We start from the raw sequence: 22,597 nt of genomic DNA, 5'->3' as shown, positions 1-22,597 counted from the left end.
TGGCACAGCTACCGCAGTGAGCACACGGTGCATACTCACGGGGTAATACCAGCTCAATCGAGACTTCCGACCAGAGATGGAGTGCCCTCAACGGCTGTGACCAAAACGCACCAGCACATGCCACAGCAACTTGAGCTGCTGCTTGAGCTCGGTTTCATTGCCAAGCATGCGCCACTGCTGCGGATCTTTATGCAGTGCCAGCGCCGCCTCCCCTATCAGACGGGCATCGAGCAGGCCATCCGGTGCCACCAAGGCGGCGAGCTTGGGCATGGCGGCACCGCGAAAGTCCGGCGGCACCTCATCAACCGGCATTTGATAGCCCTGATGCCAACACAACTGCAGTCGGTACTTGTCACACAAGCGCTGCATCAGAATCTCCATCTCTGTGCCTTTGAATGCCGGGTCGGCCACCAAGTGAGTCAAGTCTTCACCTATCACCAGCTCACCATGGCATTGAGCCTCAATGTAATGATCCAGGTCACCGCTCATGGGGCGCTCAAACCTGGCTGCCACCCCCGAAGGCAAGGCATCAACTAGATAATCGACCAAGGCCGCCGGGCGCAACTGACTTACACCCAATGCCGAGCTTCGCTCAAAGCACTCGTTGAACAGCGCAGCAAAAATATCTTCAAAGCAGGCTGCAGTGCCTTTTTCCCTGGGCTCACGGCAGGAGTCCAGATAGCTGAACGTGCAGCGGTGCAACAACGCAGGTGATGACAACAGATAACAGCTGCCGAAACGGGCCGAAGGGCCATTTTGATGCATGCCCAGATCCAGGGCGCCGTATTTGGGGCGCCCTCTGGCACCACGATAACAGTCGCCGAACAGCTGGTTTTCCCAATGATCTCGCGGACCACCAACCTGAGGTGAGAGTTTGCCGTTGGATACCCGGGTTTCAAACTGGGTCTTGTAAATACCGTCGGCCAGCATACCGGCCAACACGGGCCAACCGCGGGAGTCGATTCTGTCCGGGTGGAAATGAAAGGCGATACGGCCATGTTGAGCCAGCATATTCAACCCGAGCGCAAGCCGTGCCGTGTCGATGGCGGACATCAACTGCACATTCTTGATCACGCTCAGGGCATACTCCCTGCGATGCAGGGCCTGTGCCTGTATATGCTCTATTGCCCCCATACACCTCACCGAGTCGAGGCCTGAATTTGGCTCTTGCTTTTCCAAGATAGGTTAAGCGGCTGCTTTGCAACAGTAAAAGTTAAGACAAGCGTAAAATAAAAGGGTTCAAGTTGGCTGCAATTAGCACTTTAGACGCAAATGCTGTAAGCTTGCCGCCTTCGCCGCAACGCTGTGCACTGCGGCTCCCATATCTCAGCTCCGCGCTGTCAATTGAGAAGATTGCATGAGTTTTGCCTCCCTGGGCCTGTCGGCCCCGATTTTGAACGCTGTCGCCGAACAAGGTTACTCCACTCCATCCCCCATTCAAGCCCAGGCCATTCCCGCAGTATTGCAGGGCCGGGATGTGATGGCTGCCGCCCAGACAGGGACAGGCAAAACCGCCGGCTTCACCTTGCCTTTGCTGGAGCGTCTCAATGGTGGCATTCGTCCGCGGGGCAACCATATCCGCGCTTTGGTGCTGACCCCCACCCGTGAGCTGGCCGCTCAGGTGGCCGAAAGCGTCAGTCTCTATGGCAAGCATCTGGATCTGCGTAGCTCAGTGGTCTTTGGCGGTGTTTCCATTAACCCACAGATGCAGACCTTGAGAAAAGGGGTCGATATCCTGGTGGCCACACCTGGACGCCTGTTGGATCTGTACCAACAAAATGCCGTCAAGTTCGGCCAGTTGGAAGTGCTGGTGCTGGACGAAGCCGACCGCATGCTGGATATGGGCTTTATTCACGACATCAAAAAAATTCTGGCTTTGCTGCCGGCCAAGCGACAAAACCTGATGTTCAGTGCCACCTTCTCTGACGACATTCGCCGCCTGGCAAAGGGCTTGGTGCACGATCCCGCCGAGATCTCAGTGGCTCCGGCCAATAGCACCGCCGAGCGGGTGAGCCAGAAGTTGCACCCGGTAGACAAGTCAAAGAAATCGGCGCTGCTGACCTCGCTTATCAAAGAGTACAAGTGGCAACAGGTGCTGGTGTTTACCCGCACCAAACACGGTGCCAACCGTCTGGCCAAGCACCTGGATGGCAAAGGGATTGGCGCCGCGGCCATTCATGGCAACAAGAGCCAGGGTGCCAGGACCAAGGCACTGGCAGATTTCAAGAGTGGCAAGGTTAAGGTGTTGGTTGCCACAGATATTGCCGCCCGCGGCCTGGATATAGATCAGTTGCCGCAAGTGGTTAACTTCGATCTGCCCAATGTGGCCGAAGACTATGTACACCGCATCGGCCGTACCGGCCGCGCCGGTGCCAGTGGTCAGGCAGTGTCTCTGGTGAGTGCGGAAGAATTCAAGCAGCTCAAAGACATAGAGCAGCTGATAGGCAAGACTATCGAGCGTGAAATCGTCAATGGCTTCGAACCTCAGGAAGCCTTGCCGGAATCGCGGCTCAACCCAAACAAGATAGGCCCGAAAAAGCCCAAGAAGCCGAAAAAGCCCAAAGAGGGGCATCAGGATGGCCAGCGCAGCGGCAACCTGGATAAAGGTAATGGCAACAAGCCGGCCAATGCTGAAAACCGCCATCGTCGTCCGGCTCAGGGCGCCAAGACCGAGGGTTCAAGTGCCAGACGCAGGCCCGCAAACGCCAAGCCTCAGGGCGGTCGCTCCCAGGAGAGTAAGCCGCAAGGCACCGGCAAGGGCAATAACGGCTCAGGCCAGCAGCGCAATAACCAGGGCCGGGCATCACAGCAACGCGACTCACAAGCGCGCGGCTCCCGGCAAAGAAATGAGCGCTAAGCTCAATCAAGCCTGAGATTGAAAGCCCACCCGAGTGGGCTTTTTCAATGCTGCTAGATTAGTCTGCCTAAAAACCATCCCCGCCTGTTACAATACCCCTTTACCATTTTTGCTCCATTTGCGAGCCCATAGGACACAGCTTGAGTGATTTACCCTTTTCCAGCCTGCCGTTGAAACCCGCGCTGCTGGCCACCCTGAACGATCTTGGTTTCACCGCCATGACCCAGGTTCAAGCCGCCAGCCTGCCGGCCATTATTGAAGGCCGCGACGTGTTGGCTCAGGCGAAAACCGGCTCGGGCAAAACGGCGGCCTTCGGTCTTGGGCTGTTGAATCGACTCAATGTGAAACGTTTTCGGGTGCAGTCCCTGGTGCTCTGCCCTACCCGGGAGCTGGCCGATCAGGTGGCCAAGGAGCTGCGCCGTTTTGCCCGCGGCATTCACAACATCAAAATCCTGACCCTGTGTGGCGGTGTGCCTGTGGGGCCACAGATAGGCTCGCTGGAACATGGCGCGCACATCATAGTTGGCACCCCCGGGCGGGTACTGGACCACCTGCAGAAGGGGCGTCTGGATCTGGGCGAATTGCAGCAACTTGTGTTGGATGAAGCCGACCGCATGCTGGAGATGGGCTTTGCCGATGCGCTGGAGCAGATAAGCGCCTATATGCCGGACAAGCGCCAGAGTTTGCTGTTCAGCGCCACCTTCCCGGAGCCGATTGCCGAATTGGCCCGCGCCATGATGGATAAGCCGCTCAGCATCAAGTTGGAGCAGCAACATGATCAACTCAGCATAGCGCAGCAGTTTATCGAAGTGACAGACACAGCCTCCAGGCTGCAAGCGGTGGAAGCATTGCTACTGGCCCACAGGCCTGAGAGTGCAGTTATATTTTGCAATACCAAAAGAGAAACCCAGGAGCTGGCCGACAGCCTGGAGCGGCAGGGCTTCAGCGTGCGTGCACTCCATGGCGATCTGGATCAGCGTGAGCGCGATCAGGCGCTGGTGCAGTTTGCCCTCAAGAGCGTGGTGGTGTTGGTGGCCACAGATGTTGCCGCCCGGGGGCTGGATATCGAAGCCCTGGATCTGGTGATCAACTATCAACTGGCGTTCGATCCCGAAGTGCATGTGCACAGGGTCGGTCGTACCGGCCGCGCCGGTGCCTCGGGCCAGGCCGTCAGCCTGGTAGGCCCCAAGGATGGCATGCGAATGGCGCTGCTGGAGGATATCTTCGGCCCGCAAACCATGAGTGAACTGCCACAGCCCGGCAGTTTTTCCTCTGCGCCGATAAGAGCGGCCATGCGCTGCATCCGCATTGAAGGCGGCAAGAAGCATAAGCTGCGCCCAGGAGATATTCTCGGCGCCATCACAGCCGACAACCGCCTGACCGGCGCCGATGTGGGCAAGATACAAATTCAGGATATCTGGTCTTATGTGGCGGTGCGCAGCGAGTGCGCCAATACCGCAGTCAAATTACTGAGTGAGCGCAAGCTCAAAGGCAAGTCGTTCCGCGCCTGGGCGATGAAACCTTAAACCGAAACCATCAATACCGCCAAAGGCGGTGGTTTAAGGATGATAAAAAGCCTGCATCAATTGCAGGCTTTTCTTTTCGCAAACTGTCTTTTCATTTTTGCCGCTTTTTCACTTCAGGTCAGGCAACTCAGCTCTTATGGCTGCATTGTTTGCAGCACCCCAGCAGCTCAAGCTGAGGCGATGCCAGGCTGAACTGATTGGCATCGGCACTCTGTTGCAGCGCTTTACTGATCCCGGGCTCCAGCAGCACTTCCTCCACCTGATGACACTCTTGGCAGATGAGAAACTGTGCCTGACTATGACATTGGCAGTCGAGGGAGCCGCAGCTAACAAACTTATTAAGCGTCAGTAGCTTATGTACCAGTTGCTGTTCAGCGAGAAACTCCAGCATGCGATAGACAGACACTATGGGAAGTTGCTGGTGAAACTCACTCTTGACCCTATCGGCTATCTCATAGGCAGACAGCGGCGTATCGCTCATCAACAGTACACTCAACACCTGGCTGCGCTTTGCCGTCAACCGGCCACCATTGGCCTGGCAACGGGCTTGCGACTGCTGGAGTTGTGCTTGGAGCTGTTCATTTTGATTCATAGTGGCGTTTGAGTTTAATTGAATTATCTGGGCTGAGCGTTTTGGCCATGTCTGTTGCCAAAGTGGTCTGCATCGGCTCGGACTCTATGCTTCGAGTCTCTATGCTTCGAGTTTCTATGTTTCGAATCCCTGTGCTTTAAGCTCTGGCTCCCGGCTCATAACATTGTACCTGCAATGGCTAGCGGTCGTCCAAGCCGGGAGAGAAAGCCTATCTGGCTTCACTGCATCAAGCGATTGTTTTGGGCTTGTCTATTGCCACAGCCCTTCCCTCGACTGTGACTTCAATGTCTGTGTTGGCTGGCGCACACCTATCCCCTGCACTGCCGCATAAAAGATCAAAAATAAAACAATCAAAACAAAAACCAAACAAAAGTAAATGAACTTGCTCCGAAGTCATGACAACAACAAAATAATGAAACGTTATAACATTACAAAACAAACCAATGAAATACTCAATTCCTTTGCTCTTGCTTGGCAGCGCCCTGCCAGTCGCAGCTGAGCAGATAGAACACCTGCAAGTCAGTGGTCAACGTCCTGAAACTTCACTCAGCTATCGCCTCGATGCCGATAAACTGGTTATGGAGGGGTCTAAGCTTGAGGAACAGAAAGCCGCCACTCTGGGAGATACTCTGAAATTACAACCCGGACTCAACAGCAGCTTTTTTGGCACTTCAGCCGGTCGCCCTCAAATCCGCGGTCTTGGCGGCCAGCGGGTTCTGATAGGCCTCAATGGCCTGGGGGTAAGAGACATGTCCTCAATAAGCGATGATCAACTGATCCCGGTGGAACCCTTTCTTGCCGACAGCATTAGTGTCATCAAGGGGCCAGCGGCCACCATTCTCTACGGTGGAGAGGCGATAGCCGGCCTGGTAGAGCTTCAGGATGGTCGTATTCCATTAGAGCAAGCCACTAGCCCCCTAGAAGGAAAGCTGGAGCTGCAAACCGGCTACAATGCCGATCATAGCCTGATGAGCCGACTTCAGGGCGGCAATGAACGCCTGGTATTTAACTTGAACTTACTGCACAGGGAACGCAGTGATTATCATATCCCCGGCTTCAGTAAAGACCGCGATTGCAAGGATTGGAGCCAGATTGTGGGCGACTCACGCTTGGCGGATCAGTGCCAGGTCGTACGCAGTCAGCCCGATTGGGAGTGGAACGGCAGTCGTTGGGTTGATGCAACCCCTGTTGAGCGGCAACAAATACGCGACCGCTCCATAGACAGCTTTGGTCGCGTCGACAACAGCAGCCTCTATATGACCAGCGGCAGTCTGGGGGCCAGCTTGCTGGGTGACAACAGCCTGCTGGGTGCCTCTGTGGGATATACAGAGAGTAATCGCGGCATTCCCGGATTCATGCATCTTGGCTCAAGGGCCACAGACACGCTGGAGCAAACCGGCGATATTCGCATTCACAGCAAACAACTAAGATTCGACGGCCTCTACCAATACAGATTCAGCGACCAGACATGGTTGCAGGACTTCAATCTCGCCACGGTCTACTCCAGACAGGAGGATGACGAGCAGATGTCAGCTCTGGACGTCAACGGCTTTGAACTCAATAACTGGCAACTCAATCCCAAGCTGAGCTACCAGCTCCATCCACGTCTTCCCGGAGCGCTGGGGCTGCAATGGGAACAAAGCCAACACCAAGGCTCGGGTGTGGACAATTACCTGCCGGAAATAGACACCAAGCGCCAGGCCGCCTTTTTGCTGCAGGACATTCTGCTGGGGCCTGTCAGTGTGCAACTCGGTGGCCGCTTGGAAAAAATCGACTATCAACCCGATTTGGGAGATTACCAACCGGGGAGAGGCGCGGGAGCCAATATCAAGGCCCGTGATTTTCATCTGAAAAACTATTCCGCCACCCTGCGTTGGGATATTTCCTCCCTCTGGTGGTTACGCACCGCCTTTGTCCATGCAGAGCGGGCTCCCGCGGTGAATGAGCTTTACGCCAGTAATCCCCATTTTGCCTTACTCATAGAAGAGCAAGGCAACAGCGACCTCAAGGCCGAGCAGAGCGACTCTTTGAGTCTCAGTACCGGCTTCAGCTATGGCGGTTTCAGCGCCAGTGCCAGTTGGTATCAAAACAAATATCAGGACTTCATCTATCTGGGGAACACAGGTGTCAGTCGCGGTGGTGTTTACGTCAGAGAATGGCGCCAGGCCGATACGGATAACGAAGGTATGGAGGCTGAAGTCAGCTATCGTTTGCCCTGGCAACGCTTTGGCGACATAGAACTGAGCGCCTTCATAGACAGGGTCAAAAACCAACCTGTATACCGCTACGATGGCAGTTATAACCCCTTTGATTTCCAAAATCCGCGAGAACCCCGCCCCGGAGAAGAGAAGGAATACTGGCGCCGTACCATGGAGGGCAGCAGCATGCCGAGAATGCCCGCCTCCCGCCAAGGGGCGGAACTGCGCTGGCAATATGGCGATCTGCGCGCCAGCATCAACTATATCCACTACGACAAGCAAGACAAGGTGGCTTATCTGGAAAATCCTTCCCGCAGCTATGGCCTATTGGGGGCTTACCTGGGAATAGAGCAAAACCTGTTTGGCCTCGACAGCGAGTGGTTTATCCGCTTGGATAACCTCACTGATGAAGATGCCCGCCCACACAATAGTTTCCTGCGTTACCTGGCACCATTACCGGGAAGAAGCGCCGCAGTGGGATTCAGAGCCAAGTTCTGACGCCACTCCCATTGCAGTAGACTCTCTAAAAGAAGCACACTGCTGTGACCGCATGATGCAGCCGCAGCAGTGGCTAAATTAGGCGAAACCTTAGCGATAGGAAGCCAAATTCTGTTCGCTAGTGAGATTCAGGCTCGCAATCCCGGCATCAATATCCCGCGCCAGCTTTTCAAGCCCCAGGGAGAGACTCTCAACCAGCGCCGGGTATCCGTCTGAAGCCAGGGGCACGTCATAATGAAAGTCGGCCTGCAACACTTGTTCGCCGGAAGACTTACTGATGCGCCAATGGCCCCCAATCAAGGCATCGCCGCTGTATCGTCCGTGAAACTCGTTGAAACTCAAACTCAGGATTAACGGCTCCTGCGCTGGTATATTGACCCAGGCCTCTCGCGGGCATTCATTGGCCAACAAAGACGCCATCTTGACCTTTATCTGCTCAGTGATATCACCGGCCTAGGGTTCGTTTTTGAGGACTTATTCCAAACGATTCCCTGGCGTAAAGTAGGACTCGTCAATCCAATCGATATTTTAATACAACGACTTAGCAGTCTTAGGAGTCCATGATGAATCTGAACAAAATAATGATGATGGCTGCGGGTGCAGCATTGGTTTGTAGCAGTGCTCAGGCCGTCGAAATCGATTACTTCGCCGGGGTAGGCCTGGGGTATCAAACAGATGAGATAGAGGGCGCTATCAATAAAGATAGCGAAGATCTGAACTATCAGGCCCGAATAGGTATGCTGATAGAGCAGCAACACCGAATTACCGGCACATTCGGTTATATGGAAGACAAGTTCAGCTATGCCGCCAATGACTATAAACAGGAACAATACAGCTGGTTGGTCTCCTATGACTACCTGCTGCCGGTACATCAAGATGTCAATCTGTTTGCCGGTGTCAGCTTGGGGGCAAATGACAACAAAGTCGCCGGTGAATCTTCCACTGATTTCGTCTGGGGCGGCCAGGTTGGCGTGCAGCACAAGTGGAGCGAACACTTTTCCTCAGACCTCGGCTATCGTTACCTGGCCCAAGACTATGAAGAGAATGGCATAGAAATTAATAACAGCCAGCAGGTGTACCTGACTCTGGATTACAAGTTCTGAACTGAATTGGCATGATTGCCGATAGGTAGTTAACCCAGCAAATTTATTCTCATCCTTAATTCATCAACCCAATGGCCATTTGGCTAATGCCAGTCAGCTTTTAACTGACTGGCATTTTTTATTTTGGGCCATACACCTCTGAATAGGGTCCGGTTTCAAATATCAATAAAGCTTTTCCTATGAGTGAAGAAAGAAACTAATAACGGATAGATATCACCAAAATTGTGTTAGTGTGATTTCCATAGGATACTGGCGGCATAAACAGCAAGCGGCTTTGGTATCAACAGACAATTCAAGTCAGTAATGCACGGAGATAGAATGATAAATAGAGTGACAAAACTTCTGGCTATGGTACTCGGATTCTCCGTTCATTTTGCTATGGCAGAAACACCTGCTGCAAATATCCAGTCGATAACGGATGAAGTAGACCAACAAGCCGGTATGCTGATGGAAAAGTACCATATCCCTGGCATGGCTATCGCCATTAGTATTGGTGGAGAACAGCATTTTTATCACTATGGCATGGCCGATGTGAATGCCGACATCAAGGTATCTCGGCACACCTTATTTGAATTGGGCTCTATCAGCAAAACCTTTACCGCCATATTGGGCAGCTATGCACAAAACCTTGGAGCATTTAGCCTGGAAGATAATGCAGCCAAGTATGTGAAAGTATGGGAAGGGAGTCCGATTGGTAATACCAAACTTATCAATCTCGCCACTTATACAGCGGGAGGGTTGCCGCTGCAGTTTCCCAATGAAGTCACCACCAATGATGGGATGCTGGCTTACTACAAAGCCTGGCAACCTGAATTTGCCGCCGGAACCCATAGACTGTATTCAAACCCCAGCATAGGTTTGTATGGCTATCTTGCTGCGCTGAGCATGAAACGTGAGTTTTCTGAGTTGATGGAGCAAACTGTCTTGCCTCAGTTGGCAATGAACAACACCTTCGTCAAGGTACCCGATAACAGAGTGGCGCAATATGCCTTTGGTTATAATGCAAAAAATGAGCCCGTACGAGTGTCACCAGGCATGCTCGACGCCGAGGCTTATGGCGTCAAATCCACCAGTGCCGATATGCTGCATTACCTTGAGGCCAACATGGGGCTCAAGCCTTTGTCACCTCAAGTAGCTGCAGCCATCAAAGAGACTCACAAGGGCTATTATGACACAGCCAGCTTCACCCAGGCGTTGGGCTGGGAGATATACGAATATCCACTGACCTTGAGTAAATTACTTGAAGGAAACTCAAGAGAAATGATACTGCAACCAACAAAGGTGAAGGCAAGCGACGATATCGTTGAAAAAACGGGGGAAGTCTGGATAAATAAAACCGGATCCACCGGCGGTTTTGGTGCTTATGTAGCTTTTATTCCGGCCAAAAAGCTGGCCATAGTGATGTTGGCAAATAAGAGTTATCCCATTAGCGCACGGGTTGAAGCTGCCTATAAAATACTTGCAGCAGCACAGGAATGATGAGCATTTTAATATTTCCACACAGAGAAGGTTCGTATCTCATGCCGGCGGCTATGAAGCGTAAAAATTATTAATTTCCAAGCTGGCATTTGCTTGCGCATGCAACAAAAAGCCAAAGATACGCCATTAAATTCAACATAAGACAGTATTAACCATTGAATAAATATTGTTATTACAAATCCAGAATCGACATATAAAAAATATATGGCTTGTTAGATACAAGTGTAACTCCAAGGTAAATGGAGATTTGAAATCAGCGGGCTTTCATTCAGTTAAACAGAATTCCAGAGTATCTATTATGAGTAACAAACATTGGTCAAAAGTGACCTTACTGCATGAAGCAGTCACCAATCCCAACATCACTATCAAGGGTAAACACAGTTATTACAGTGACTGCTGGGACTCGGGCTTTGAACAATCCGTCGTACGATATCTTCAAGGGGATGAGATCAGCCGCGATTGGGAGTTGGCATGGACAATCGATAAACTCCATATCGGTGACTATGTTTGCATCGCCCCGGAAGTGGTTATCTTGATGGGTGGAAACAGCACACACAGAGCCGATTGGTTTTGTTTATACCCATTTATGGACTTTATCGAAGATGCCTATGTCGGCAAAGGTGATACGCATATTCATGGTGGGGTATGGCTGGGCATGAGATCCATGATCATGCCTGGGGTCACCATTGGCGAAGGTGCCATTGTTGCCGCAAACAGTGTTGTCACTCACGACGTTGAGCCGTACAGCTTTGTGGCTGGCTCGCCTGCCAAAACGGTGAAATATCGCTTTGATAAAGCCATTATTGAAGAACTTCTGGCTCTAAAGATTTATGACTGGCCCGAAGACAAGTTTAATCACCTTAAACAATATCTTTGCGCAAATGATATTGACGCCCTGAAGCAAGCCAGTGCTCTTTACGATAACGACATTCTGGAAGCAGATTAAGGTTACTTCAAGTTGCCGACTGAACCTTGCCTAGTGGCTCAGCAAGCCATACTGAAGCCCCGGATTCATTCTATCTCAGTCAGGGTATTCGAGTTATCGCCAGCTCGGCGCTTATGTTTGAGCTGGCGACTTTGCCAAGAGGCAGACGGCTATGACTTACCGTCACTAATTTGTTGCCCTTCCTGCGGCTTTTTCAATCAGCATTGAGGAAGTTAACACTTGCGGCAATACTTGCGGCTGCAGGTTCCCTCTTTGATACCAAAGATACAATGGCACACCAGAGCGTTGATGTTTTGGCAGAAAGCCAGTGATCTCTGGGTCACCATTTGTCCAGTCCCCCAACATCACCGCCGTATTGGCTCGGGAAAAAGCCGCTTGGGTTTCCTGCCGCTCAATGGCTGTCTTCTCATTCACTTTACAGGTTAAACACCAGTCGGCACTGAAATAGACAAAGACATCCTGATCTTTTACCAAGGCCAAGAGAGTCTCTTCATCGAACGCCATGGTGCTCTCTGCATCTGTGACAGTTGCCTTGATGCCACTTCCGGGAGCAACTGTCGTCAGGGAGCCACCGCTAATGACTAATACCAAAACCAGTGGCCACCAAGGGTTTTGACGCCCAGCCTGTTGGAACAATCCAGTAAGCCATAGTCCCAAACTCAGTAACAACACCAACAGCAACGCAGTAAACACATATTGGCTGTCAGACTGTTGCATCAATACCCAAACCAATCCCAGAGCCGTTAAGAACATGGGCACAGCAAAAAAACGTTTTGCCGTCACCATCCAGGCACCGGGTCTGGGCATACGTTGACGCAATGCCGGAATAAACCCCACCAGTAAAAAGGGCAAAGCCATGCCCAACCCCAATCCAGCAAACACCATCAACCCTATGCTCGTCGGCAACACCAGGGCGGCGCCCAGCGCGGTGGCCATAAAGGGCCCGGTGCAAGGGGTTGCCACGAATGCAGCCAGCACTCCGGTCCAAAAATCTCCCACCGCCCCTGGCTTATGCTGCAACCGACTACCCGAACTCAGGGTACCCAGTTCAAACAAACCAGCCAAATTCAGTCCTATGGCCATCATCAACAGAATAAGCGCTACTATGATTTCCGGTCGCTGCAATTGAAACGCCCAGCCCACTTGATGACCAAGCTCCCGCAACATTAAGATGAAAGCACCGAGGAGAAGGCACGCCAGCACAGTCCCAAACGTGTAAGCCACTGCCCCGATTCTGGCCACACGCTCATCACTCAAATTGGCAAGACTCAGCACTTTCAAACTGAGAATAGGAAATACGCAGGGCATCAAATTCAGCAATAATCCGCCCAGTACCGCGCCGAGTACGGTAATCAGAGAGGTGACAAGCAAATTGCCGGGTTGCTCGGGCGGCAAACTCACCTGGGTTGGAAACACCAAGTGGCCCTCCGGGCCGGACAGCCTTGACTCTGATTGCCAGCGTCTCATTCAAGGAAAGCACCCCGTAAACGTCACTGACATTGCCCTCAGTGGCAACGGTTTGCATAAAGAGGCGATCGCCCTTTCGAATAAAGGATTGTGATGCCGTATTGGATAGCACCCCGTTCACCTCAGGGTAAAAGTGCGGCTCCTCGGCCAAAGTGATAGATTCAGGTAACGGCAGCGACAATACAAACTGATCCTTGTGAACAGTAAAATCTGCCGACGCCGCGGCAGGCCTTGGTATCAACTGTCGCCATGTATTAAAGGTCTCAAGATATTTCTTGGGCGCTCCCTTTTCCCCTACTTTGAACCGGGTTTGTAACCGCTGCTGCTCGGGCACGCACAACTTGGGACAGCACACCAGATAGCGAATATCCACGGCGAGGGTGATAGGTGTGCCCGCCGCAATATCATCAGCAATAACCAATGGCGCCATTAAGGCATAGTCGCCGTGATAGATGTAATTCATCAGGTCACTTGCCAGCAACTGCTCGGGAGCGGGATGTTGCAGCTCGGCAACCGTTACCCCTTCAGGCAGATGCCATTGCAGCAGCAGCGGGAACCCGGCGTCCCCTGGGTTTAACCAGTAGCCATGCCAGCCCGCCTGGGGAGACATACGTATTGCCAAGGTGGTTTCGGTTCCGGCCGCTGGCATGCGGGACTCAAGTAAAAGTGATGCCGCTATCTTTTGGCCTTCATCTTCATAGGCTTGCGCTGACATTGCAGAACACACCATGAGCAGGCAAGCAGTAATGATTTGCATCCATAACGAGGTGGTTTTCATTGTATGTTCTGCGCTCCAACCGCTTTACTTACCACTGAGTAACACCTGGAGGCGTTCGGCAAAGTCAGGTGCCTGACGGCTAACCTTTTCAGTGACTTTGCCGCTCTCATCGATAAAGACTATGGTCGGCAACTGGGTAACGCCGAATTGCCCAAACAGGCTGCCTTCCTCATCGAAAACAATTGGCAAACGAGTTTGATAATTGGTTTGGTACTCGACCAAATCTGTCCGGGATGACCAGAGGTTAGTGGAAATATGCAGCCATTGAGACTTACCATTGGAGGCGGACTGCTCAACCATTTCCCGCACCAATCGACACGATTTGGCCGTATCCGGCTCTGATTCAGCCTGGTACCACTCACACCAGGGGGCAAAGAACACGAGCCCGGTAGCTTTACCCTGCCGGGTTGTGGACGGCAACGGGTAGCTAATGTTGGCAATCGACTTCAATCTCAAAGAGGCAAGCTTATCGCCAACTTCGTAGCCTGAAGCTTTTTCGGCAACAGTGCCGCTGAGCGGCGCCTTGTTTTCACCTTTGTCTGCGATAACCGCTTCCAACGCCTGATGAAACGCCTCGTCATCCTGATGCCCCACATACGCAATACGGCCACTCCTATCAACCAAAAAGTGCTGTGGGGTTACCCTTAGCTTAAACGCCCTGGCCAGAGTGCCATCGTCTATGGCCACCGACATGTTCAAACCGGCCTGTTTCACAAAAGCCCCGACGGAATTGATGTCATCACTGATACCGGTATTCACGGCGATCACTTGCAACTTCTCACCGTACTGCTGATAAATTTTTTCAAACCCCGGCATTTGCTGGCGACATGGAACACACCAAGTTGCCCAAAACTTGATGTATACAGGCTTGCTGCCATACAGCTGTTGTAGATTGAGCGTTTCTCCAGTCAGAGTAGTCAGCACTCGCTGCGGCGCCGGTGTGCCAATGAGTTCGCTACCGGCGAGTTTGGCCCTTCTTTCCCCCTCGGCGGCAAAATCATCCTCCGCCGAGGCCTGCCCTCCAAACACAACAGACAGAAGCGGGGTTAAAAGACCCACAATCAATAACTTGGATAGCTTAGGGGGTAAATGCGTCATGCTGTATTCCCATATCAGGTAATGGCTAAATGAAGGCCGTGAGGACCAAGGAGGTTTACCTGACTGAGATACAAAGTCACCTTGAATTGGTTACGCAATGAAATGCCAGGTATCACGGCTGCTGGAATATTAGCTAATGATGAGAAATGCGAATTGTAGATTTTCGACATTTCATTAAGATGCAGTGAGGGTTACCGTGTTTTTGCCCAGCCGAGCTTTGATATACCCGCCCCCAGTTGATGGAGCACAGTAATATGTCGACATTGCCACATCTTGGTTTTCAGCGTTATCAGCCCTGTGCTCTACTGCGGCCTTATATCAGTTGCTACTGGCAGATTTTTAGACCAGCCGGCCCTGAGTCACTATCGACAGAATTTATGCATCCCGAAGGAGGCACAGGCATCATCTTCAATTTTGGCGCCCCGATGCACTTTGATGGCTTGCTGCATAAATCGCTGTGCCTGGTGACGGGGCCCACAAGGCAAAGCACCAGATTGGAGTTGTCAGGTCAGGTAGATGCCTTGGGGATCCGCTTCTGGCCTGGCAGCGGACGCGCATTTTTAAAATCCCCCCTTTCGGAAATCTTGGGGCAAACCCTGACACCGGCCGACCTGTCTTTGGCGCTGCTCAGCGATGAACTGGCGCAGCGCTTGGCCGTACTGGCAACAGCGCCGGAACGCATTGCGCTTCTGGAAACCAGGCTGATGCAATATCTGGCAGGTCATGAATCATTGGCCAAGGCAATGGAGCCGAGGATGAAATATGCACTGCACTGGATAACGGCCCAAAAAGGCCAGGGAGAGATCCGCAACTTATTGACCGAGATAGATATCAGCCAGCGCCAACTCGAACGTTTGTTCCAGCAAAACTTAGGCATGTCTCCCAAGAATTACAGTATCTTGCAGCGCACAGCCTTCGCCCGGGAACTACTCAAGCAAGAAGCAGATAAGTCTCTTACAGAGATAGGCTATCACGCCGGCTTTTATGACCAAGCCCATTTCATTCGAGAATTCAAACAGGTGATAGGCATTACCCCTGGAAGTTTTAGAGGCAAGGTCCTACAGGGGCGATAGCACTGAAACTACTACATTTTGATAGCACTAATAAACTCAAGACTGTACATCTCCATCGATAAGATTTCCCTGTTTATATGTTAATATTCCAGCCGACGTCCTGAAATGGTGTTTCAGGAGTACCGTCATGCTGGATATGCGGGTGTGGCACTTCAAAGTTGAGCTGTCTCCAAAATACAAAAAATTGTCCAAAAGACTATGAAGGAAGTACTTTTTGTTTTTTATCATACTATTATCATACCTATTTTTTAGAGAGTCCGGCATCAACACTTATGCGGTTTCGCAAGATCTTGTCAAAATGAACAATGAACTGATCGATTCAAACAAAGTGAATGGCAATATATTTTTTGATATAAGAAGCTCTTCTAAACCTTACATGAAGAGTTTAATGAAAAAACACAGCATTAAACGAATTACTTTTAGTAAAAGTAACCAAAGGATATCTATACGGTATTCTTTTGGCGGATGGGCGAGTTGGTTAATGCCCTATCGTTATTACTTATTTAGCTCCGACGGATACACTGAAGAATATCAAGTTAAGTCTGTTAGACAATCAGTGAAAGATGAAACCGAAGAGTTTTATCATTCCTGCCAAAAGTTAGAATATGAAAACTGGTTCTATTGTGAATCTCAATCGTAGAAAGCATACATTAATAATATTTTTACAAAAAACAAAGTCAGATCATCTGCGACTGTGAGATTCCAACAACCAGAAAATTTAGAATTGCTTCTAAGTTTGTTAAACCAAAATCTTATATGACCTTTCCCCGAGATTGGTACCAATCTCGGGGAAAGGTCAATATTATTGTCAATTACTTTCTCAACATCACATCACTAGGTTGTGGGGAATTAGAATAGGAAGATTTAAACAACTCAGTATTCCACTTGGTTCTGAATACATCATTGTTACGTCTTTATCATGAACTATGGAAATTGTTATTATCTAAACCATAAACTACAAGTCACTGTATCAACTCCATTACTTCATCAGCACTGCAAATTCGCATATAGTCATTTCGCCAACTACCTTTCAAATTTACATTTTTATTGTTATCAATATAGACATTAGTCACTTTTTCGCAGCACCAAAAATTATTAGCATTTTCCGCACCGACAATAAGTAAAAAACAATAAAACATATAAAGCTTGATGTAATTTTTAATTTATCATTTAATTGAACCTATATAGATTGGTGCAGGAGCGTTACCATATGTAGGTAAGGTGTCACAACGACCATCTCCTGAGTAATAGAAAATAGCTTTTTTATTATTATTTTGCGCCATTTGTAAGGTCGCAACCCAGAGCGAACAAGTTACAGTATCAATATTATTCCATGTGCCATTAGCATTACAGATTACTGTATAATCACCACGGCCAGAATGGAGTACATTAACAGTACCATTTCCATATACCAAAACCCGATGCACATCCACTTCACAATGATAATTAGCTAATGCTGGTGAAATTGAGCAACAAAGAATGACTGTTAATATAACTGAAAATTTAAGCATATACCTTCCCTAACTAAATCGCCAAATCGCTGTACAAGTAGAATACCTAACGAGCAAATTTATTCACATAAAAAACACTGAAATAACTAAATATTACTTTTTGTTTGCCCATCAGGCTTACAAATACCTTTGCTTTCCCAAATTTCAGTGGCTAACTTCATAAATGCGGGATCATTGATCGAAGCTTGAGGCCTCTTAAAACTAACAAGGGCTTCATTCAACAATCCAGCTTGTACTGTATGACACTTAATTACACCATAGATAATCCGGGTTTCTGTACCTAACGTCGTATCTATTCCATTCACTGGACTACGTATACTTCCGCGCCTTATATCCTTTTCCTTTAGAACAGTATCAAATCCTGCAGGGCACCATTCTTGAGCCCGTTGCTGCCATGCATTCTCGAGCATCGAAAAGGTTGCAAAACTGTTCCCTATATAATCAAGTACAATACAACCTCCGGGTAATGGCATATCATGAAAGCCTGGTTTAACACCATCAGAAGCCTGGTATGGTAATAAGGTGCAGCCCGTTAGACTTAAACCAATCAATGCCAATAAGCTTGCCAGCAAACAGTTAACCCGCATCAAATGACTACTCCGGTAATTGTTTACAGAGGTCATCAAATAGCGCAAAACTCTCTGTTAACACAGTTTGTAATTGCGTTTCGTTATAGCACCATGGCTGGTGTTGTGTACGCCAGTCTTTATCCCAGTCGATCTCTTCACCTCGCGCTAACTGCTCCGCCACGGCAATCTGTTGATAGGAGCCACCACCAATACGCTTACCATCGCGCCACAGGTTGAAACGAAAGGTAACCCACTGTTGCATCTCCATCATAAGCGTCATATGGGGGTAGGCGAACTTTTTGGCATTTAGCTTGTAATATCCCCCTTCGCTTTTGTAAAAGCGAATCGGGTAAGGGAACTGGGCAACCAGCGCTTGTCGACGCTCCGTCGGCACCTTAGGATTAAAATCGCCAGGGAGTTTAGGAAAGCGCACCAACATAGAGGCATAGCGCTCGGCAAAATTAACCTCACGGGCAATGGTAATCACGGGTTGTGATACTTCACTCAGAATAAATTTGTGTTGTTGCTCTGTTAACATATCATTACTCATCTCGACTGTTTATGGTTTCCAGCCCGCAGGAGGCTCGGCACGGAATCTTAACTCAATTCCCTTGCGTGCAGCAATGGCCTTAAATCCGGCAATATTGGGGAGATACTGATTAAATAGTGGCAGCTCTAACACATGGCGATTAACCAATAAGGTAGTGTTATACAGTCCTTCAGCAGAATATTTAGCCGCTTTCATGGTCAAGCCCGAAGGGTATTTATTCAGCAACTCATTATCCAACAATTGGCTGAAACTATCTGTACTCCTAAGGCTTAAGTCATAGGACTTACGTTCAATCACAATAAAGCTACCATCTCCAACCTTTTCTAAGTTATCAATGCGTCCTCTTAAACCATTAGGGTATTCAACCGTGACCTCACTAAACTCATAAATCTTTTGTTCATTCACATATTGATTAAACAGGTTGCCACGTACTAAGTTACCCCGCCCGTCTATGGCTCCCAGGTAGCTATCACGTGCTCGGGGAGTTAAACCCTCATCTAACTTCCTTTGAACATAAGCTTGGTACTGTGCTTCAAGCGCACCATCCAAGAAAGTGTCATCGACATTTCTAGATGACTTTAGCATAAAGTCATCGTATTTCTCCATAGTAGATACATTTAATGGCAAATCAGCAATAATATTATTTAGTTTATAAAGTAACTGGTCAGCAGATAGACCATTAAGATCGCCTAGAGAACGTCTGTTGATGGAAATTAGATCCCCTAATCTCTCTACTGCTTCTATCAAAACTTCTTTTTGTTTGGCAAGATTTCCAGCATGAAGAGCCAATTGTTCTAGATAGTGATTTATTCCTACCTCAGAAAAATCTTCAATCGCCGCTTTAATCTCATCATCTTTTTTGCGCACTTCACCGTTAAAATGCTTTAAAATTTCCGCTGTTTCTTTAGCACTTCGTTTGGTTAATAATGCGATTGATGCCACAGTTTTATAACCTGCAGCTAACAGTGATGCCCCACTGATGTCTTTAATTCGTTCACCAAGTAGGTAGTAATCCTCAGCATCATAATATAACCGATTCATTTGTTCTTGCGCTTGTGCTATTTGATCTAGAAGCACAGGGTCAACAAGTTTACGTTCTCCATCTACATCAACAAATACCTCAGAAGTAAGTTTTTCTGCCTCAGTATCTAAATGTGCAATTATATCGCTAAGAGTATTAAGTGCCGCTGGCATATTACCATCAGCGACTTCTCTCGCAGCTGTATCAAGCCCATAATCTAATGTGACGCGATTAGTAAAATATTTGCTGACGGATTTAAATGCTTCTAGCTTGGATAGCAGCATTGCTTCGGGCAAGGTGAACCCACTAGGATCTTTTGGACTAACTCCTACTGGAATATGAATATCTAACACAGAGAGTTGTGGTAGTGTTAGTTTTTCTTCTGAGGATATGAGCTGTAGCTTAGATTCATATTCACTAGCAATCTCATGAAGTGCATATGCTGATTTAAATGCAGGTTCTGTCAATCGCCATAATGCACTATGAGCAGTATTTGTTGCTGTTGCATCTGCATTATTAATTAATTCTGCAGTTCCTCCTGCAATAAATACTCCTAGCGCTGCTTTTAATCTAGAAATGCCAAGCGATAACTCCCTAGTATTAACTAAATCTCTTGAAACAGATTGCCATTCTTTAAAATTTAAGATGCTAGTTGAAGATACACCATTCTCCAGTACCCATTTTTCTAGGGCTACCAATTTTCTATGATCATCAGCAACGAGAGGATCAAGATCAAGTCCATTTTTGATTACTTGACGCGCAGCTTTTTCATCTTCCGTCAGTTCATCAACTCTGTGATCGAACGTTTTACTGACGGCAGTAGCAACAATACTGCCGCCTGCACCAGTGGCACACATCTTTCCGCCATTACCGTCACTGGTGAGTACTCCTGTTAAACAGCCAATTGAAGCATGAGCTATATATTCTAGTGCAACATCTAAATTACCAGTTGAGGCATAGTATTCTACTTCCTGAGCTAAATCAGTCCCTAGTTTATTGATAGCATTAGCTTTTAGCATGCTAACAAATTCATTGCCAAAGTCTGCTAAATTACCACCAGAAATGACGGTTGATATTCCTGCTTTTACTACATTTTCAATAACTAATTGAGATACTTGGTTACCTATTTCGATTGAGTTACGGGCAATATCGCTCGTTGCAGATGACGCATCACCGAAGACATTGACATCCCCCATAACATTACTCACATAACTCACAGCCCCTGCGGTGGCCATGGCTGTAGCGACAGCTTTGATAGTGTCACTTGAATGCACTAATTTAACGGTTTCAGATAAATTATTACCGCTTGCAAAACTGGTGGCCGTTTGTGTTGCAAGTGTTACGGCACCTGCTTGCATGACTGGCGCACTGATAAAACCTACAGCACCAATCGAGCCGTTCGCACCAATAAGTCCAGCGCCAGGTCCCATTACTACTGCCATCGCAATGGCAATTATTGCCATTGCAGCAGGACTTAAAGCACTTGACTTATCATGTTTATGAACTTCGACAAGTTCTTGATAAATTGTCTCAATATCAGCCGCCAATTGTGGGTCATTATATAATTCAGCCATCCACGCTAATTCGTCGGTTTGTTCAAACATTGAGAGTGTGTCCTGTAATGTCACTCCCTGTTTCTGGCCTAATTCTAATGTTACGCCATGCGTTGCCTGAACTTTAATCCCACCAACAATACTATTGTAAACAGCATTTTCATCAATATCATTTCTTGTTTCAGTTTTTATCCGCCAAAATCCTGTTTTAACGCGGTTTAAGAAATAATGATCTTGTTCTTTTGCCAATAAAAGGTTTATTTTACCGTTGAATGCATTGATTTGTGCACCCTCGCCGGATTCAATCTTGGTCGCTTTTAATGTGATATCACCAAAATCGGAGGCGATTAATACCCCTCTTCCTGCCTCCAAAGCGGAGCGAATTGCAATTGTTTGAAACTCCTGCTCTTGTAAGGTAACTTTACCTACTTTGCCAGATCGAGAAGATTGGAATTCGTTAAACTCGTTAGCAATGTATATGCCTTGTTCAGCAAGAATTTGAATGACACCTTTATCGGCTGTGAGTGTAGCAGTATTTAGCTCTATCGCACCAGATGCCATAAGATAAATACTATCTCTAGCACTTAGTCTAGAGGCTGTATGTTCAATTATCGATTGAGAAGTGTCATACCCACCAATAGCTTGATTGCGCACATAAGTCGTAAACTGAGATGCAAGTTGAATATTACCATCTGCATTGAGGATAATATTCTCACCTGAAATATTTCCACCTTGCACCACGATATCACCGTAGCTGCGAATAGAAACTCTACCATTAAATGCATCGACACTAGCTATTTTCCCTAAACGAGTACCTTGTTCATATTTAGTTGCAAATCGATGCACAACAGTTTTTTGCTGATACTGATTTGCAATAATATTGACATTTTCTTTAGCTGAAAAATTGCCGGAAAGATTTTGCAAGGTACCACCAACAGTTAAATTCAAATCACCATTAGCAATAAGACGAGCACCTTCACTGACAGTGAAATTTCCAGCTGTATTAATAAAGGTGCCTCTACGAGAATATATTGTACCCGCATCAACTTTAACTGTATTGAACTTAGCTTCAGCTCCAGAAAACTCAACTCTGTGGCTATCAACTAATAAATTAGCAACTGTTGTATCAGTAAGGTGAACTATTGGAACTAAAACGGATTCTTTATTAATCACCCTGATTTCAGGCCAAATAAAATTATGCCCAAATGAATTAATCTGTGCCCTAGTAATCTTATCACCAAACTTTGACGATGATACCGCACTGAATTGATAAGCATTATTATAAAGATCATTTATTTGCTCAATCTCGTTTGAATAGGAATCACTGATTAAGTTTCTATTTAACAGGTTAAATATTTGAGCTCTAATAAAACGTGACTGAACATAATGGTCACCGATGCGCTTATCTAACAAGTAGTTAGGCACGAACACAGTAACATCATTATTAATAATTGGTATTATTTGCGGTTTAGGTAGTGAACCTTTCCTAAACTCTATTAGTTTCTTATGAAATGACTCAATGGTTTGCACATTTAAAACAGTAGAGTCATTTATATAGAACACTTTCTCAAACTGTCTATCTTTATTATAAACACGCTCAAACTGAGGGTTTGAGTTGACATCAGACTCAATAAATGAATCAGATAGTAATTCAACAGCTTGCACAGTACCTGGCAAACAAATTTGCAGCAACATCAGGGTCGACATGAAACAAGCTGTAAACCTTTGCCACAGAGGAGAAGCAACAGCTATATCTTTCTTCGTTTTACTAATCATAT

17 protein-coding genes are annotated in these 22,597 nt (G+C 48.0%); 7 read left to right on the top strand and 10 right to left on the bottom strand.

What is annotated here, in order from left to right; all coding sequences use genetic code 11:
- Window positions 1-87: 87 nt before the first annotated feature.
- Window positions 88-1,134: a DUF3626 domain-containing protein gene (locus N512_RS0112250; protein ID WP_028780521.1), complete on the bottom strand. Its 1,047-nt coding sequence runs from the start codon at window positions 1,132-1,134 to the stop codon at window positions 88-90.
- Window positions 1,135-1,357: 223 nt separating this feature from the next.
- Between N512_RS0112250 and N512_RS0112245 the strand changes: the two genes are divergently transcribed.
- Both N512_RS0112245 and dbpA read left to right on the top strand, forming a co-directional pair.
- Window positions 1,358-2,857, top strand: a complete 1,500-nt coding sequence (locus N512_RS0112245) for a DEAD/DEAH box helicase (RefSeq protein ID WP_028780520.1) — start codon at window positions 1,358-1,360, stop codon at window positions 2,855-2,857.
- Between the two features lie 140 nt (window positions 2,858-2,997).
- On the top strand, window positions 2,998-4,383 hold the full coding sequence (gene dbpA, locus N512_RS0112240; protein ID WP_028780519.1) for an ATP-dependent RNA helicase DbpA: 1,386 nt from the start codon (window positions 2,998-3,000) through the stop codon (window positions 4,381-4,383).
- A gap of 127 nt (window positions 4,384-4,510) precedes the next feature.
- Here dbpA and N512_RS0112235 read toward each other — a convergent pair whose 3' ends face one another.
- A complete protein-coding gene (locus tag N512_RS0112235; RefSeq protein ID WP_025888574.1) occupies window positions 4,511-4,975 on the bottom strand; it encodes a Fur family transcriptional regulator in 465 nt (154 codons plus the stop codon).
- Window positions 4,976-5,418: 443 nt separating this feature from the next.
- On the opposite strand from N512_RS0112235, the gene N512_RS0112230 reads away from it, so the two are divergent.
- Window positions 5,419-7,671 carry a TonB-dependent receptor gene (locus N512_RS0112230; protein ID WP_028780518.1) on the top strand — a complete coding sequence of 751 codons (2,253 nt, stop codon included), beginning with the start codon at window positions 5,419-5,421 and terminating at the stop codon, window positions 7,669-7,671.
- A gap of 90 nt (window positions 7,672-7,761) precedes the next feature.
- Here N512_RS0112230 and N512_RS23800 read toward each other — a convergent pair whose 3' ends face one another.
- Complete coding sequence (locus tag N512_RS23800) at window positions 7,762-8,115, bottom strand: PqiC family protein (protein ID WP_331280390.1); 354 nt, start codon at window positions 8,113-8,115, stop codon at window positions 7,762-7,764.
- 119 nt (window positions 8,116-8,234) lie between these two features.
- Here N512_RS23800 and N512_RS0112220 point away from each other — a divergent pair, with 119 nt between their 5' ends.
- From N512_RS0112220 to N512_RS0112210, 3 genes are all read left to right on the top strand, one after another.
- Entirely contained in the window at window positions 8,235-8,774 is a 540-nt protein-coding gene (locus N512_RS0112220; RefSeq protein WP_028780516.1) for a porin family protein, read from the top strand.
- 318 nt (window positions 8,775-9,092) lie between these two features.
- Window positions 9,093-10,253 carry a class C beta-lactamase gene (ampC, locus tag N512_RS0112215; protein WP_197021455.1) on the top strand — a complete coding sequence of 387 codons (1,161 nt, stop codon included), beginning with the start codon at window positions 9,093-9,095 and terminating at the stop codon, window positions 10,251-10,253.
- A gap of 298 nt (window positions 10,254-10,551) precedes the next feature.
- Window positions 10,552-11,199 carry a CatB-related O-acetyltransferase gene (locus tag N512_RS0112210; protein ID WP_028780514.1) on the top strand — a complete coding sequence of 216 codons (648 nt, stop codon included), beginning with the start codon at window positions 10,552-10,554 and terminating at the stop codon, window positions 11,197-11,199.
- A gap of 165 nt (window positions 11,200-11,364) precedes the next feature.
- Here N512_RS0112210 and N512_RS24675 read toward each other — a convergent pair whose 3' ends face one another.
- The 3 genes from N512_RS24675 to N512_RS0112200 form a co-directional block, all read right to left on the bottom strand.
- Window positions 11,365-12,507, bottom strand: a complete 1,143-nt coding sequence (locus tag N512_RS24675; RefSeq protein WP_231473578.1) for a protein-disulfide reductase DsbD family protein — start codon at window positions 12,505-12,507, stop codon at window positions 11,365-11,367.
- Window positions 12,449-13,381: a protein-disulfide reductase DsbD domain-containing protein gene (locus N512_RS24670; RefSeq protein ID WP_231473576.1), complete on the bottom strand. Its 933-nt coding sequence runs from the start codon at window positions 13,379-13,381 to the stop codon at window positions 12,449-12,451. The genes N512_RS24675 and N512_RS24670 overlap by 59 nt, the downstream gene beginning before the upstream one ends.
- Window positions 13,382-13,468: 87 nt before the next feature.
- Window positions 13,469-14,542: a redoxin domain-containing protein gene (locus tag N512_RS0112200; RefSeq protein WP_028780513.1), complete on the bottom strand. Its 1,074-nt coding sequence runs from the start codon at window positions 14,540-14,542 to the stop codon at window positions 13,469-13,471.
- Between the two features lie 254 nt (window positions 14,543-14,796).
- Here N512_RS0112200 and N512_RS23795 point away from each other — a divergent pair, with 254 nt between their 5' ends.
- Window positions 14,797-15,615, top strand: a complete 819-nt coding sequence (locus tag N512_RS23795; protein WP_051472791.1) for an AraC family transcriptional regulator — start codon at window positions 14,797-14,799, stop codon at window positions 15,613-15,615.
- Between the two features lie 1,166 nt (window positions 15,616-16,781).
- On the opposite strand, the gene N512_RS24100 is transcribed toward N512_RS23795, so the two are convergent.
- The 4 genes from N512_RS24100 to N512_RS0112165 all read right to left on the bottom strand — a co-directional run bounded on the left by N512_RS24100 (window position 16,782) and on the right by N512_RS0112165 (window position 22,595).
- Entirely contained in the window at window positions 16,782-17,126 is a 345-nt protein-coding gene (locus N512_RS24100) for a hypothetical protein (RefSeq protein ID WP_081737160.1), read from the bottom strand.
- A gap of 86 nt (window positions 17,127-17,212) precedes the next feature.
- Complete coding sequence (locus N512_RS24375; protein WP_197021454.1) at window positions 17,213-17,716, bottom strand: hypothetical protein; 504 nt, start codon at window positions 17,714-17,716, stop codon at window positions 17,213-17,215.
- A 4-nt stretch (window positions 17,717-17,720) separates the two neighbouring features.
- Window positions 17,721-18,245 (bottom strand): hypothetical protein, encoded by a 525-nt coding sequence (locus N512_RS0112170; RefSeq protein ID WP_231473575.1) that lies wholly within the window; start codon window positions 18,243-18,245, stop codon window positions 17,721-17,723.
- A 9-nt stretch (window positions 18,246-18,254) separates the two neighbouring features.
- On the bottom strand, window positions 18,255-22,595 hold the full coding sequence (locus N512_RS0112165) for a DUF637 domain-containing protein (protein WP_028780508.1): 4,341 nt from the start codon (window positions 22,593-22,595) through the stop codon (window positions 18,255-18,257).
- Window positions 22,596-22,597: the final 2 nt, after the last annotated feature.

The organism is Shewanella sp. 38A_GOM-205m (genome assembly GCF_000518445.1).
Lineage (GTDB): Bacteria > Pseudomonadota > Gammaproteobacteria > Enterobacterales > Shewanellaceae > Shewanella > Shewanella algae.
This window is presented reverse-complemented; position numbering and strand designations above follow the sequence as displayed.